The organism is Arthrobacter sp. 210 2 (genome assembly GCF_059093025.1).
This window is the reverse complement of the sequence record NZ_JBNHIE010000001.1, coordinates 614043-627788: the sequence shown is the minus strand read 5'-3', so window position 1 is coordinate 627788 and position 13746 is coordinate 614043. Positions and strand designations below refer to the sequence as shown.

At 66.2% G+C, this 13746-nt stretch carries 12 protein-coding genes; 9 read left to right on the top strand and 3 right to left on the bottom strand.

Translation table 11 applies throughout. The features are described from left to right. Positions 1-83: 83 nt before the first annotated feature. The 6 genes from AC5RWA_RS02950 to AC5RWA_RS02925 all read left to right on the top strand — a co-directional run bounded on the left by AC5RWA_RS02950 (position 84) and on the right by AC5RWA_RS02925 (position 6565). Positions 84-1460, top strand: coding sequence for an isochorismate synthase (locus tag AC5RWA_RS02950; protein WP_494056505.1), 1377 nt, complete (start codon positions 84-86; stop codon positions 1458-1460). A 245-nt stretch (positions 1461-1705) separates the two neighbouring features. Continuing rightward, positions 1706-2506, top strand: a complete 801-nt coding sequence (locus AC5RWA_RS02945) for an ABC transporter substrate-binding protein (protein WP_494056504.1) — start codon at positions 1706-1708, stop codon at positions 2504-2506. A 133-nt stretch (positions 2507-2639) separates the two neighbouring features. Next, on the top strand, positions 2640-3431 hold the full coding sequence (locus AC5RWA_RS02940; protein ID WP_494056503.1) for an amino acid ABC transporter permease: 792 nt from the start codon (positions 2640-2642) through the stop codon (positions 3429-3431). A gap of 12 nt (positions 3432-3443) precedes the next feature. Continuing rightward, on the top strand, positions 3444-4244 hold the full coding sequence (locus AC5RWA_RS02935) for an amino acid ABC transporter ATP-binding protein (protein WP_494056502.1): 801 nt from the start codon (positions 3444-3446) through the stop codon (positions 4242-4244). 264 nt (positions 4245-4508) lie between these two features. Then, entirely contained in the window at positions 4509-5723 is a 1215-nt protein-coding gene (locus AC5RWA_RS02930) for an aminotransferase class I/II-fold pyridoxal phosphate-dependent enzyme (protein WP_494056501.1), read from the top strand. A 17-nt stretch (positions 5724-5740) separates the two neighbouring features. After that, entirely contained in the window at positions 5741-6565 is an 825-nt protein-coding gene (locus tag AC5RWA_RS02925; protein ID WP_494056500.1) for a VOC family protein, read from the top strand. Positions 6566-6588: 23 nt separating this feature from the next. On the opposite strand, the gene menD is transcribed toward AC5RWA_RS02925, so the two are convergent. The 3 genes from menD to AC5RWA_RS02910 all read right to left on the bottom strand — a co-directional run bounded on the left by menD (position 6589) and on the right by AC5RWA_RS02910 (position 11783). Then, positions 6589-8319 carry a 2-succinyl-5-enolpyruvyl-6-hydroxy-3-cyclohexene-1-carboxylic-acid synthase gene (menD, locus tag AC5RWA_RS02920; RefSeq protein WP_494056697.1) on the bottom strand — a complete coding sequence of 577 codons (1731 nt, stop codon included), beginning with the start codon at positions 8317-8319 and terminating at the stop codon, positions 6589-6591. Between the two features lie 207 nt (positions 8320-8526). Beyond that, positions 8527-10602 carry a PhoX family protein gene (locus AC5RWA_RS02915; RefSeq protein ID WP_494056499.1) on the bottom strand — a complete coding sequence of 692 codons (2076 nt, stop codon included), beginning with the start codon at positions 10600-10602 and terminating at the stop codon, positions 8527-8529. A 149-nt stretch (positions 10603-10751) separates the two neighbouring features. Beyond that, positions 10752-11783, bottom strand: coding sequence for an o-succinylbenzoate synthase (locus AC5RWA_RS02910; protein ID WP_494056498.1), 1032 nt, complete (start codon positions 11781-11783; stop codon positions 10752-10754). A 68-nt stretch (positions 11784-11851) separates the two neighbouring features. Between AC5RWA_RS02910 and AC5RWA_RS02905 the strand changes: the two genes are divergently transcribed. The 3 genes from AC5RWA_RS02905 (at position 11852) to AC5RWA_RS02895 (ending at position 13691) form a co-directional block, all read left to right on the top strand. Further along, positions 11852-12199 carry an ArsR/SmtB family transcription factor gene (locus AC5RWA_RS02905; RefSeq protein WP_476246304.1) on the top strand — a complete coding sequence of 116 codons (348 nt, stop codon included), beginning with the start codon at positions 11852-11854 and terminating at the stop codon, positions 12197-12199. A 4-nt stretch (positions 12200-12203) separates the two neighbouring features. Next, positions 12204-12710, top strand: a complete 507-nt coding sequence (locus tag AC5RWA_RS02900; protein ID WP_494056497.1) for an SRPBCC family protein — start codon at positions 12204-12206, stop codon at positions 12708-12710. Between the two features lie 75 nt (positions 12711-12785). Continuing rightward, positions 12786-13691, top strand: coding sequence for a phosphatase PAP2 family protein (locus AC5RWA_RS02895; RefSeq protein WP_494056496.1), 906 nt, complete (start codon positions 12786-12788; stop codon positions 13689-13691). Positions 13692-13746: the final 55 nt, after the last annotated feature.

Genomic DNA, 13746 nt, shown 5'->3' with positions numbered 1-13746 from the left:
AAGAGGGCACGGGAGCGGACCGCGTCCAAGGTACGCGGTTTCGCAAGTACCTTTAAGTACTTTCGGGTAGCGTTGAGGCAATCATGACGAGCACCTTCCGCACCTTGACAATCCCCCTGGATGGAAAAGCATTCCCCGGCGGGCTGCCTTCGTTCTTGGTCCGGGACGATGTTCTCTGCTGGACGCGGCGGGAGGCCGGGCTTGCGGGCTTTGGCGAGATCGCGCGGTTCACGGCCACGGGCCCGGAGCGCTTCCTGGAAGCCGACATCTGGTGGCGGCACCTCGTCATCGAAGCCGAGATCACCGATTCCGTGGAGCTGCCTGGCACGGGCCCGGTGGCCTTCGGCTCCTTCGCCTTCTCCAAGACCTCCGCCCACGAATCCCGCCTGATCGTGCCGGAGATCGTAGTGGGCGTGCGGGACGGCCAGGTCTGGCTTACCCAGCTGACGTTCGACGACGGCGACCTCACCGAAGAGGGTGCCCTCGCCGCGCTGGACCGCTGGCTGAGCGGCGGGCGGCCGGCGGCGGCAGCGGACTCCGCCGGGAACCCTGACCACGGTGAGGTTCCCGCCGGGGCGGGCGGCGCCGTCGTACGCCCTCTCCCCCTGGCTGCCGGCGCCACGCTGCACACGGGATCCCTCAGCGAGGAAGCCTGGATGGCGGCCGTTGAAGCGGGGGTGGCGGAAATCCGGACCGGGGCGCTGGAAAAGCTGGTGCTGGCGCGGGACGTTGTGGCTACCGTCCCCACCGGCGTGAATGCCGCGAAGGTGCTGCGCGAACTCGCCGTGCGGTACCGCGAATGCTGGACCTACGGCGTTGACGGTTTGGTGGGAGCCACCCCGGAAATGCTGATCCAGGTGGAGGGCCGGACCGCGCAGGCGCGCGTGCTGGCCGGAACACTTGACCGCCGCGATGCCCACGGCGAGGACGGCATCCCGATGGACTACGCCACGCGCGTGCTGGCCGGATCCGAGAAGCAAAGGCACGAGCACGAGATCGCGATCCAGTCGCTCACCACGCAGCTGGCGCCGTTCTCCGAGGCAATGAACGCGCACGACGAGCCCTTCATCCTCGAACTGCCGAATGTCTGGCACCTGGCCTCGGACGTCAAGGCAGAGCTCACCGAGGTGGAAGGCCACGTGCCCACCTGCCTCGCGCTGATCAATGCGCTGCACCCTACTGCCGCCGTTTGCGGAACGCCCACGCAGGTTGCCGGTGCCCTGATCCGGAAACTCGAACACCTGGACCGCGGCCCGTACGCCGGGCCCGTGGGCTGGCTGGACGCTGCCGGAAACGGTGAATGGGGCATCGCCTTGCGCGGCGCTGTGATCGAAGCTCCGGATACCGTGCGCTTGTATGCCGGATGCGGAATAGTGGACGGCTCGCAGCCCGAGGCCGAGCTGGCTGAAACCTGGGCCAAGTTCCGCCCGATGCTCGAAGCCTTGGGTATCCGGAGCTGATCCCCCCGCTTGGCCCAACTGAGTAGCAGGAAGTGTCGTTTTGGAGGGTGAAAACGGCAGTTACTGCTACTTAGTTGGGTAAGAGTCCGGAATAGGAGACAGCCGGGCAGTCAGCCGGGTTGATTTCTTATGTGATTTAGTTATCCAATAGTGAAACTAAGTTTCCTGTGATGCACATCTCATAATCGGCGCTACACTATGAACCGATTTAGTACCGCATACCCCTGCAACAAAAGGTAAGAATTATGCAGCTCAAGTCCCTGGCCACGGCCAAAATGACCGCCAAGGCAGCAGCACTCTTCGCCGTTGGCGCCCTCACCCTCACGGCGTGCGGCGGCAGCTCCACCCCCGCCGCCTCGGAAGGTGGCATCCAGCTGATCAACGCAGGCAAGCTCACCGTCTGCTCGGACATCCCTTACGAGCCCTTCGAGTTCGAGAAGGACGGCCAGACGGTCGGCTTCGACGTGGACATCGCCAAGGAGGTCGCCAAGGACCTGGGCGCGGAGCTCAGCATCGTGGACAGCTCCTTCGAAGCCATCGAGACCGGCACCGCGCTGACCCAGTGCGACCTGGGCATCTCCTCGATCTCCATCACGGACACCCGCAAGGCCGTCATGGACTTCTCCACCCCCTACCTCGATGACGACCTCGCCCTCGTTGCCAGCGAAGAGTCGGGCATCAGCAGCCTGGACGACGCCAAGGGCAAGAAGGTGGGCGTCCAGCAGGCCACCACCGGCGCCGACTACGCGCAGGAACAGGGCATCGACGCCCAGCAGTTCGAGGACACCGGCCTCCTGGTCCAGGCGCTCCAGGCCGGCACCATCGACGCCGCACTGGGCAACCAGTCCGTACTCGGCTACGCCATCAAGGACGACCCCAAGTTCAAGAGCGTTGAGGAGTTCGCCACCGGCGAGCAGCTGGGCATCTCCATCAAGAAGGGCAACACCGCCATGGCCGAGAAGGTCAACGGCACGCTCAAGCGCCTGAACGACGACGGTTCGCTGGAGAAGTTCAAGACCACCTGGTTCGGCGAAGCCGCCAAGTAAACCAGAGCGGGGATACGGGGCTTCAGCAGCCCCGGACCCTTTCCAGCCCTGAGAACCACGCAGCAGGGGCCCCGGATAAGCTGTACCGCTTCCGTCCGGGGCCTCTGCCACGCATAACGAATGTGAGCAATTCATGGCAATGACCGCACGTCAGCGCGCCAGAGTAAGCCTGTATGTCCAGGCCGGAATCTTTATTGTGGCCGTCGCCGCGCTGACCCTGGCCACCGACTGGGAGACCATCGGCAACAGTGTCTTCAACTTCGCCAAGATCGGGCCCATGTTCCCGGGCATCTTCGTCACCGGCCTGGTCAACACCCTGGTCTACACGTTCCTGGGCTTCATTGTGGGCCTTTCCGGCGGCCTGCTGCTGGCCCTGATGAAGCTCTCCAGCTTTCCGCTGTACCGCTGGATCGCTACCGGCTACATCGAATTCTTCCGCGGCATCCCCGCCCTGCTGGTCTTCATCGCCTTCGGCTACGGCGTTCCGCTGGCCTTCGGCGTCTCGTGGAACGTCACCGTCATCGTGATGATCTCGCTGGGTATGGTGGCCTCGGCATATATCGCCGAAACCCTCCGCGCCGGCCTGCAGGCTGTCCCTAAAGGCCAGCTCGAGGCGGCCCGCTCGCTCGGCATGCCGCAGTGGCGGGCCATGGTGACCATCGTGATCCCGCAGGCGTTCAAGATCGTCCTGCCGCCGCTGACCAACGAGATCATCCTGCTGACCAAGGACTCCTCTCTGATCTACGTCCTGGGCCTGACCGCCTCACAGTACGAGCTCACAAAGTTCGGCCGCGACGGCATCTCCAGCCTGGGCGCCGGCCTGACGCCGCTCCTGGTGGCGGGCGCCTTCTACCTGGTCATCACCATCCCCCTGAGCCTCCTGGCCCGGAAGTTCGAAAGCCGCTCCGCGCGGACCAAGCGATAGGCAGGGAAGACAATGAACGACGTCGTACGCTCCTCCGGCGGAACCGGCACCATCCACGCCGCCGGCGTGGAAATCAAGGACCTGCGTAAGTCCTACGGATCCAACGAGGTCCTCAAGGGCATCAGCCTGGACGTGGCTCCGGGCGAGGTGGTGTGCCTGATCGGGCCCTCCGGCTCCGGCAAATCCACCCTGCTGCGCTGCGTCAACCTGCTGGAACAGCCCAACCAGGGCAGCATCCAGGTTGGCGGGTTCGAAGCCACCGACCCCGACGTGGACATCGACAAGATGCGCCGCAAGGTGGGCATGGTGTTCCAGCAGTTCAACCTGTTCCCGCACCTGGACGCGAAGCGCAACTGCTCCATCGCCCAGACCAAAGTCCTGAAACGGTCCCAGGCCGAGGCGGACAAGGTGTCCATGCACAACCTTGAGCGTGTGGGTCTGGGCCACCTCGCAGACCGCTTCCCGGACCAGCTCTCCGGCGGGCAGCAGCAGCGCGTGGCGATCGCCCGCGCGCTGAGCATGGACCCCGAGCTGATGCTCTTCGACGAGCCCACGTCCGCCCTGGACCCCGAGACGGTGGGCGATGTCCTGTCCGTCATGCGGAACCTGGCCAAGGAGGGCATGACCATGCTGGTGGTCACGCACGAGATGGGCTTCGCCCGCGAAGTGGCGGACCGCGTGGTATTCATGGACGGCGGCGTTGTGGTGGAGGAAGGCATGGCCGAGCAGGTCATCGGCGCCCCCACGCAGCCGCGCACCAAGGAATTCCTGCGCCGCGTCCTTGATCCGACGCATATCGAGATCGAAGAGTAGGCACTTCCCGACTCCGCTGGTTCACAATCGACACACATTCCCTGGCGCCTGGATATATCCATAGCGCCAGGGATTTTGTGCGTCGTGAGGGTTTATGGGCGCCGCCCGTCCGGGCATGTACGACGGCGGCACGCACCTTTGCACCCGACCTTTACTTCCGCCGGTGCCGGGAACAGAATGGGTCCCACTAACAGCCCTGGCTCAGCAGCGTGCTGCCCATCCGGCTGCCGTCCCATCCCGGCCGGCACTGAGAGGAGCGCTGGCATGACAGATCCGGCAACCACATCCCGGGCCACGGAAGCGGTATCTCACCGCGCCGCACGGCTGGCTTCGATCCGGTCTTTCCAGCGGGTGGACGCCTACATCACGGACGCCAGCCTGCGCCGGAAGGGCCAGTCAGATGTCTGTGATTTCACTTTCGGCAATCCCCACCAGATGCCGCCCGACCGATACGTCAATACGCTTCGAGACGCCCTGACCCCGAAGAACGATCAGTGGTTCGCATACCAGACCAACGGTGAGGCAGCCCGGGAGGCCGCCGCGGAATCCCTCCAGCGGCTGTTGGACGTTCCCTTCCGGACCGAGGATATCTACCTCACCACCGGAGGGTTCGCCGCCATCGCCCTGGCGCTGAAAACCGTGGCTGATCCGGGTGATGAGGTCATCTACAGCCTGCCGCCCTGGTTCCTCTACGAGCCGCTGATCCTCGAAGCCGGGCTGGTACCGGTCAAGGTCACGGTGGACACCACCACCTTCGACCTGGATCTCGATGCGATCCAGGCGGCCATCACGGAGCGGACCAGGGTGGTGATCGTTAATTCGCCCAACAATCCCACGGGCAGGATCTATCCCCCGGAACTGCTTGCCCGGTTGGCGGATCTGCTGGAGGCGGCTTCGGCAAGAATTGGCCGGCGGATCTATCTTGTCTCGGACGAAGCCTACAACCGGATCGTGTTTGACGGCCTGCGCTTCCACAGCCCGGCGGAGTTCTATCCGCATACGCTTCTGGCCTACTCCTATGGCAAGACCCATCTCTCCCCGGGCCAGCGGGTGGGCTATCTCGCGCTGCCGCCCGCCATGCCGCACCGGGACGCGATGCGCCCGGCCATCACAGGCCTGCAGGTGGCGATGGGCTGGGTGTATCCGAACGCCCTGCTGCAGCACGCGCTTCCCGAACTTGAGAAGTTCTCCATCGACGTCAGCCAGCTGCAGCGGCGCCGGGACCGGCTCGTGGACGCGCTGGGCGGAATGGGATACCGAGTCCAGCCGCCGGAGGGGAGCTTTTACCTCTACGTTCCCTCCCCCGTTCCGGACGACGAGGCATTTACCGAGTCCCTTGCCCGCCGGGATGTCTTCGTATTTCCGGGCGTGCTGTTCGAAACACCGGGCTTCTTCCGGATCTCCCTGACAGCGAACGACGACATGGTCGAACGCAGCCTGCCTGCCTTCAAAGAAGCGATTGAGGAGCACCGCCCGTGATGGGACAGGAGTAAAACATGCAACGGACCTACCCGCAGGGTGTCCCGTGTTGGGTCGACACCGAACAGCCTGACGTCGAGGCCGCCAAGGAGTTCTACGGCGGCCTCTTCGGCTGGACCTTTGAAGACGTGATGCCGCCGGGGGCGCCCGGAAGGTATCTGATAGCACGGCTCGACGGGCAGGAGGTCGGCGGTATCGGCAGCGGTTCCGAGGGCACCACAGCGTGGAACACGTACATTGCGGTTAATGAGGCGGATGCTGCAGTGGAGAGGCTCGCCGCAGCCGGAGCCAAAGTGCTGTCTCCGCCGGAAGATGCAGGTGAGGGCGGGCGCAGCGCGGTCCTGGCCGACCCGCAAGGAGTGGTGTTCCGCATCTGGCAGGCCAAGCGGCGTTTGGGAGCGCAGGCCGTTAACCAGCCGGGGGCCTGGAACTTCAGCGACCTGCACACGTCCGAACGCGAGCCAGCCATCGCGTTTTACGAGAACGCGTTCGGATGGCAGGTGGATGACGTCGGCTTCGGTCTGATGATTCGACGTCCCGGCTACGGCGACCACCTCGAAGCGACCATCTACCCGGACATCAGGAAGCGTCAGACAGATTTCTCCGCCCCGCCCGGCTTCGAGGATGCCATCGCCTGGATCGGCGACACTGCCGCCAACGAACCTCCACATTGGCATGTCACCTTCACCGTGGCCGACCGGGACCAGACGGTCCTGGACGCCGAACGGCTCGGCGGGCAGGTCCTTAGCCAGGAGGACACCGGGTGGACGCGTCAGGCATTGATCCAGGATCCGCAAGGAGCGGAATTCACGGCCAGCCAGTTCACGCCGCCAACGGGCTAGTCCCTCATCCGCCATCCACTGCCTTAACGCGCCAGGACTCCCCCGACGGCCGTGGCCACGGATTCCTTGATCCGCCCGTGGAGCTGCCGGAGCGAATGGCGGTCCGTGCGGACTTCCACGATGCTGCGTCCCGCCACCGGTTGGCCGAGCGCTTCGGCGAGTCCCGCCGTCGTACTCACGACGGAGTGCCCGACGCCGTACGCCGCGGCAAGTGCCGCGATGTCCACGGAGTGCGGGGTGCTGAAGAGGCGTTCGACGGCGTCTCCGTAGCGGCCGCCTTCCGCGACGGCGCCGTGCTCGAGCAGGCCGAAAATGGCGCCGCCCGAATCGTTGAGCACGACGATCCGCAGCTCAGGCTGCTCCTCCCCCGCGCCGAGGAGCAAACCGCCGGCGTCGTGCAGGAAGGTTACGTCGCCGAGCAGGACGGTGGTTTCCTGCCGCCCGCCCAGTGCGATGCCGGTGGCCGTGGAGATGGTGCCGTCGATCCCGGCGAGGCCGCGGTTGGCGTACACGGTGGCAGCAGGTTCGGGGGCAGGCAGGCCGGCCAGGTCAACGTCCCGGATCCCGTTGGAGGAGCCCAGCAGCAGCTGGCCGCGGGTGTGCTGCCAGACGAGGGACCCCACGGACGGTCCGGTTGCCGCGGCCTCGGCGGACAGCACCCCGTCCAAGGCATGCTGCGCCGCCGACCCCGCCAGCAGCCAGGTATCCAGCCAGGCTCCGGCGCCACGGCCGGCGAACTCAGCGAGGTCCGCCAGGTTCTCCAGCGGCAGCTCGGTGCGCCGGCCGGGCTCGTACCAGGCGACGGGAACCGGCTGGTACAGGGCAGCCTGGACGTCGGACCGGGCAAGGAGCGCCGCCACCGGCCGGGACAGCGTGGGCCGGCCGAACAGCACCACCCGCTCGATCGGCTGCGCGGCAGAGGGCCCGAAATGCTCCAGCAGCAGCCGGTACGGGCCTACCGCGTTCGGCCCGAAACGGGCGTTGGATGACGGTTCGGCGAGCAGCGGAAGGTTGTGGGCGCGGGCAAACGCCTCGGCGACGGGACCGGCGTCGTGCCCGGCGAGGACAACCGTCCGCCGTTCCGGCAGCTCATCCGGCGCCGGCGGCAGGTTCATGACGAGCGGCTCGGTGCCAATCCGGTAGCGCTGCCGCTCCACCGCCGGCGGGAGGGCCTCCTCCGGCGACGGCACCAGCGGGTCGCGGAAGGCAAGGTTGAGCTGGACCGGGCCGGGCGGCAGGTCGGGAAAGGCGCCGGTGGCTGCGGAGAGGCCGGTCTGGATGGCACGTTCCGGGTTGCTGCCGGCGGGAACATCGGCCGCGAAGCGCACCTGCTCGCCGAAGAGGTCCGGCTGGATGGTGGTCTGGTTGGCGCCGGTGCCGCGGAGTTCGTCGGGCCTGTCTGCGGACAGGACGATCAGCGGGACAGCGGCGTGGTTGGCCTCCATCACGGCGGGCAGCAGGTTCCCGACCGCGGTCCCGGACGTGGTCAGCACGGCTGCGGGCGAGCCGGTGGAAAGAGCCAGCCCCAGGGCTGTGAACCCGGCGGCCCGCTCATCGATCCGGACCAGCAGCTCCACCCGGCCCTCCGCGGACGCCTCCGCCAGCGCGTATGCCATGGGGGCCGACCGCGAACCCGGCGAAACCACCACGTGCCGCACACCGCCGTCGAGCAGGATTCCGACGGCGATCCGTGCCGCCGCGAGGGCGCTCAGCTCAGGGGCGGTGTCCGTAGCGTCGGGGGCAGAGTCGTTCAGCGAAGTCACCAAACCAGTCTGCCATCACCGACGCCCCATCACCTTTCGCACCAAAAGCCCAAACGCCCCATCACCTTTCGGCCGTGGCCTTGCAGGAGGTGATGGGGCGTCGCCGGAAAAGCAACGAAAGGTGATGGGGCGTCGCATAAAAACCTGCGAAAGGTGATAGAGCGTTTGAAAACGACAGGCTCAATCACCCGGCAGGAATTAGGCGTCGGTGCGGAACACCTGGATCACTGACGGGCGTGGGGCGCGGGCCTGGCCGGGAGCCGGGGTAGTACCTGCGGGGACGTAGTCCGGGAAGAAGGAAACCTGCTTCTCGAAGGTGCCGTCCTCACCCGGGTGCTGCACCGCGACGAACACGGTGCGCTCCTCGTCGTGAATGATGGGGCCGCAGGTCTCGGCGTCACGCGGCACGGCGAGGAACTGCTCCACCTTGCCGCGTTCAACGCCGTCCAAAGTGACCTTGAACAGGGCATCCGCCCGGCCGATACCGGAAGGGGCGCCGTCGGTGGAGATCCACAGGTTGCCCACGGAGTCGAAGGCCAGGTTGTCCGGGCAGGAGATGGGCGAAACCTTGTCCACCGGGAAGCCGGAGAAGTAGGTGACATCGCCCTGCGCCGGATCGCCGCAGACCATGAGCAGGTTCCAGGTGAACTTGGTGGAGGTCTGGTCACCGCTTTCGGTGATTTCCACGATGTGCCCGTCGCGGTTCTGGTTGCGCGGGTTGACCTCGGTTGCGCCTTCGTTGGATCCAACACCGCGGTTGGAGTTGTTGGTGCAGGCAACGTAGACCTTGCCCGTGAACGGATTCGGCTCCACGTCCTCGCAGCGGTCCATCTTGGTGGGGCCAACCTTGTCGGCGGCCAGGCGGGTGTACACCAGGACCTCTTCCACGGACATGCCCGGCACGGCGGACTTGCCGTCAAGCACCAGCGGCAGCCACTCGCCCGTGCCGTCGAAGGCGCCGTCGGACGGGACTGCGCCGGTTCCGGTGATTTCCGCGGCCGGGGAGTTGCCCGTGAACTTGGCGACGTACAGGATACCGGCGGACAGCAGGGTCATGTTGTGCTTGCGGTCGCCCTCGCGGTACTTGTCCTTGGACACGAACTTGTACAGGTAGTCGAAGCGCTCGTCGTCGCCGGAGTAGGCCACGACATGCCCGGACTTGGCGATGATGACATTGGCGCCCTCGTGCTTGAAGCGGCCCAGCATGGAGTGCTTCTTCGGGGTGGAGTCGGGATCGAAGGGGTCAACTTCCACGATCCAGCCGAAGCGGTTCGCCTCGTTCTCGTAGCCCGGCTTTCGGGTGTCCCAGCGGTCCTCGTCCAGCTCCCACTGCCGGGCTGTGGGCTTGGAGGTGATGCCGTAGCGCTTGTCGCCGTCAGAGGTGCCGTTGCCGACGAAGTAACCCTGGAAGTTTTCCTCGCCGGACAGGATGGTGCCCCACGGGGTGGTACCGCCGGCGCAGTTGCCCAGGGTTCCCTTGATGAAGCGGCCGGCCTGGTCGTCTTTCGTCTTGACCAAGGCTGAACCGGCGGCCGGGCCGGTCAGTTCGTACACCGTGTTGTTCAGGAAGCGGCGGTTCAACTCCGCACCCTTGACGTAGGTCCACGGCTTGTTCTTGTTCTTGCGTTCCAGTTCCACCACTGAGAGGCCATGTGCGGCTGCCCCCACGGCACGCATCTGCTTGGCGGGCATGGTGGGCGGGAACATGATGTTCTCGTTGGTGTATTCGTGGTTGGAGAACAGGACTGCGCGGCGGCCCTTGCTGCCCGGGATTTCCAGGATGTCCGTGTAGTCGTTGTTGTAGCCAAACTGTTTTTCCTGGGCTGCAACAGTCTGGTTGTTGATGTCGAACTCGGGCGTGCCATTGAAGATGGGGTCACCCCAGCGGATGACCGGCTGCCAGGTGAAGCCTTCCGGCACGGTGACGGCGTCCACCATGGCGTCGATGGACGGGATGGGTGTGAACTGGAGCTTGGACTTTCCGAAGCCTTCCTTCGCGGCCTTGGACAGGCCGGCGGCGGAAGCTGAGTCGGGAGAGGTCACCGCTGAACCGAGGACGACGGCGAGCGCGCCGGCGGCACCGAAGCCCAGGGCGGCGCGGCGGGACATGGTGGCGGAGGCGATGTCGCGGAAGTAGCTGTTGGAGCTGGTGTTGCAGACGTCGCCGGCGCAGGCGTTGTCGCATTTCAGCGCGCAGGTGACGGCACTGCGCTTGCCCTTGGTGTGGCCGAGCATCGGCAGCAGGGTGAATTTGCGGGCAGTCGTTTCAGACATGGGGGCCTTCCAGGGAAAATCGATGCGGTTCGCCCACCCTGTCAGCCGATTTCTACGTCAAGTGGTCAGTAGGGTGAACCCAGGGTAAACCCGCCGGTAACCCGTGGTGACCTGCGAAAATGTGATAGAGGGTCCCAGGAAAAGCCGCGTTAAGTGATAGGGGGTTGCTGCGGAGCGAGGAATGCGTGCACGCGACGGAGCCGCGCGAGCCACCAGTCCCGGCGCTCCGGTGCGGCGACGTACTCGGACAGCAGTCCGGCGTCGGCGGCAACGTCGCGGAGCCGGATGGCGCCGTCGCCGGCCACCAGCGGATCCTTGGTGATGTCGGATTCGAACAGGGACACGGTCCCCAGCCCGCAGGCATAGGGCAGTTCCGGAAGGGAAGCCGCCAAGGCCAGCCCGGCGCGGATGCCCACCGACGTGTCCAGCGCTGAGCTCACGACGGCGGGAAGTCCGGCCTGCGCCACGATGTCCAGCGCACGCCGGACTCCCCCAAGCGGCGCCACCTTGACCACGATCAGGTCGGCAGCTCCGGCCCGTGCGACGCGAAGGGGGTCGGACTCCTTGCGGACACTTTCGTCGGCGGCGATGAGCACGGGCATGCCGGCCGTCCGCAGCGAGCGGCGAACCTCGGCGAGCCCTTCGATGGTAGGCACGGGCTGCTCCGCGTATTCAAGCCCGACGGCGGACAGCCGGGTGAGTGCCTCAACCGCGGTGGGTACGTCCCAGCCGCCGTTGGCGTCCACGCGGATGGCGGCTTCGGGCAGCGCGGCACGGACGGCGGCGAGGCGGGCGGCGTCGTCGTCAAGGGTCTGGCCCCGCTCGCCAACCTTGACCTTGACGGCGCCCACCCGGCCAAAACGGGCCAGGACGTCCGGAACCCGGTCAGCCGGAACGGCGGGGACGGTCGCGTTAACCGGGATGACAGACCGTACGGGCGGAGGGAAGCCGGACCAGGCGGCCTCGATGGCGGCGGTCAGCCAGCGGGATGCCTCTGCATCGCCGTACTCCGGGAACGGGCAGAACTCGCCCCAGCCCGCCGGACCGCGCAGCAGCAGTGCTTCGCGTTCCATGATTCCCCGGAACTTCACGCGCATGGGAAGGCTGACCACGTGGGCGGACGCAAGCAATTCATCGAAGCCAGGAATGTCGGCGGAAGGGACAGCTGGGCGGGAGGGCATGGATTCACTGTACAAGCGGGGACTGGAACCCCTTTCAATGCATATCGATATGGATATATGATGTGGTTATGGCACGGGCAGCAACAACGTCGGACGCGTTCAATGCGGTGGCCGAGCCCCGCCGTCGGGAGATCCTGGATGTCCTGGCGGGCGGCGAACGGCCGGTGAACGACCTGGTGGACCTCCTGGACCTGGCCCAGCCGCACGTCTCCCGGCACTTGCGCGTCCTGCGGGACGTGGGCGTGGTGGACGTGCGCGGTGAAGGCCGGCAGCGGCTGTACCGGTTGAATCCGCAGGCCCTGAAGCCCATCCACGACTGGGTGGCCGGCTACCGGCACCTCTGGGAGGAACGGCTGGACGCCCTGGCCGACGTGCTGGAGGACCTCAAGGATCAGGAAAACCAAGAGAAGGACTAGGGCAATGGCACAGACAAGCAGCGGCACCATCAACGTCACCCTCCCGGGAGAGCATGAAATCCTCATCACCCGGACGCTCAACGCACCCCGGCACCTCGTGTACAGGGCCTGGACCACACCGGAGCTCGTCAAAAAGTGGTGGCCAGGCAGGCGCGGCGAGATGACGGTCGTCGACATGGACTTCCGGGTGGGCGGGGCCTGGCGGTATGTCATGCTGGCCCACGGCGACTTCGAGCTGGCCTTCCACGGGACGTACCGCGAGATTGTGCCCAACGAACGGATTGTGCACACGGAGGTCATGGAAACTCCGGACGCGGCACCGGACAGCGAGGAGGGGGCAGTGGTCAACACTGTCACCTTCGCGGATGCCGACGGGGGCGCCACCCTGGTCAGTATCCGCACCGACGCGGGCAGCAGGGAAGTCCGCGACATGATTGCGCAGTCCGGTATGGAAGGCGGCGTGCGGGAGCAGTTCGAGATCATCGAGGAGCTGGCGGCGGCGCTGGCGTAACTGCTTCTCCGGGTCTTCCGCGGACCGGCCTGGGCTTGCGGCGCAGTCCCAGCTTTCTGTGAAATCCTTGAACAAATGACTCTTTCACGGCAAGCAACCGCAAGGACCGCAGCCCGCCCCGCACCGGGATCGGGGTTCCTTTTCGTGCTTGCCACCCTGGCCTGCGTCACAGGGCTCATGGCCACGTACTACTACTTCATCCAGACCACCACCGGGCAGTTCATCGACGAGTCGGCCCTGGTGGAAGCCGTGGAGCTGCACGGACCGGCCGGCAAGGCGACCACCAGGTTCCTGGACCTGCTGCCCACCATCTCGCTGGTGATGGCCGCCGTCGTGGTGCTCTTTGTTACGGTGATCCGGCGGCGCTGGACCGAAGCGGCCATCGCGGTGGCGGCGTGCATCGGCGCGAACGTGGCCACCCAGGTTTTGAAGGCTTTGCTCCCGGCCCGCCCGGACAAGGGCGTGGTGACGCTGGACCTGAACTCGCTGCCCTCCGGGCACACCACGCTGGCGGCGTCCGCGGCCGCGGCGGTGTTCCTCATGGCGTCGCCGCGCTGGCGCCCGATGGCGGGTTTTGTGGGCGGTACGTTCGCGATCGCCTCCGGGGTGTCCACCCTGATCAACCAGTGGCACCGGCCGGCTGACGTGGTGGCGGCGTTCCTGCTGGTGGGGGCGTTCATGATTCCGGCCGGCTGGCTCATTGTCCGGCGCGGTGCCTGGAATGCGTGGGACGGCTTCGGCGGCCACATCGGCTCGGCCCGGATCTGGCTGACGCTGCCGGTCATGATCGGGCTGGCGTCGGCCGCGGTAGCCTCGTACTCGCTGCTCCGGCTCGCGCCCAGCCCGTGGCAGGAGGCCAGCACCACCAACTACTTCTGGGCCGGCATCTCGCTGATCGTGATCGCCGGGTATCTGGCCACGGTTGCCACCACGTCGCTGTTCGCCTACGCCGCCCGACGCCGGGGCTCACCCAGGCGCTAGGGTCACCTCCGCAGCCCCCGGCCCAACTAGGTGGCAGTAACTGTCGTTTTGACGG

Excerpts from the sequence above, each read along its gene's own strand:
- AC5RWA_RS02950 (WP_494056505.1), top strand. The coding sequence starts at position 84 with ATGACGAGCACCTTCCGCACCTTGACAATCCCCCTGGATGGAAAAGCA.
- AC5RWA_RS02945 (WP_494056504.1), top strand. The coding sequence starts at position 1,706 with ATGCAGCTCAAGTCCCTGGCCACGGCCAAAATGACCGCCAAGGCAGCA.
- AC5RWA_RS02940 (WP_494056503.1), top strand. The coding sequence starts at position 2,640 with ATGGCAATGACCGCACGTCAGCGCGCCAGAGTAAGCCTGTATGTCCAG.
- AC5RWA_RS02935 (WP_494056502.1), top strand. The coding sequence starts at position 3,444 with ATGAACGACGTCGTACGCTCCTCCGGCGGAACCGGCACCATCCACGCC.
- AC5RWA_RS02930 (WP_494056501.1), top strand. The coding sequence starts at position 4,509 with ATGACAGATCCGGCAACCACATCCCGGGCCACGGAAGCGGTATCTCAC.
- AC5RWA_RS02925 (WP_494056500.1), top strand. The coding sequence starts at position 5,741 with ATGCAACGGACCTACCCGCAGGGTGTCCCGTGTTGGGTCGACACCGAA.
- AC5RWA_RS02915 (WP_494056499.1), bottom strand. The coding sequence starts at position 10,602 with ATGTCTGAAACGACTGCCCGCAAATTCACCCTGCTGCCGATGCTCGGC.
- AC5RWA_RS02910 (WP_494056498.1), bottom strand. The coding sequence starts at position 11,783 with ATGCCCTCCCGCCCAGCTGTCCCTTCCGCCGACATTCCTGGCTTCGAT.
- AC5RWA_RS02905 (WP_476246304.1), top strand. The coding sequence starts at position 11,852 with ATGGCACGGGCAGCAACAACGTCGGACGCGTTCAATGCGGTGGCCGAG.
- AC5RWA_RS02900 (WP_494056497.1), top strand. The coding sequence starts at position 12,204 with ATGGCACAGACAAGCAGCGGCACCATCAACGTCACCCTCCCGGGAGAG.
- AC5RWA_RS02895 (WP_494056496.1), top strand. The coding sequence starts at position 12,786 with ATGACTCTTTCACGGCAAGCAACCGCAAGGACCGCAGCCCGCCCCGCA.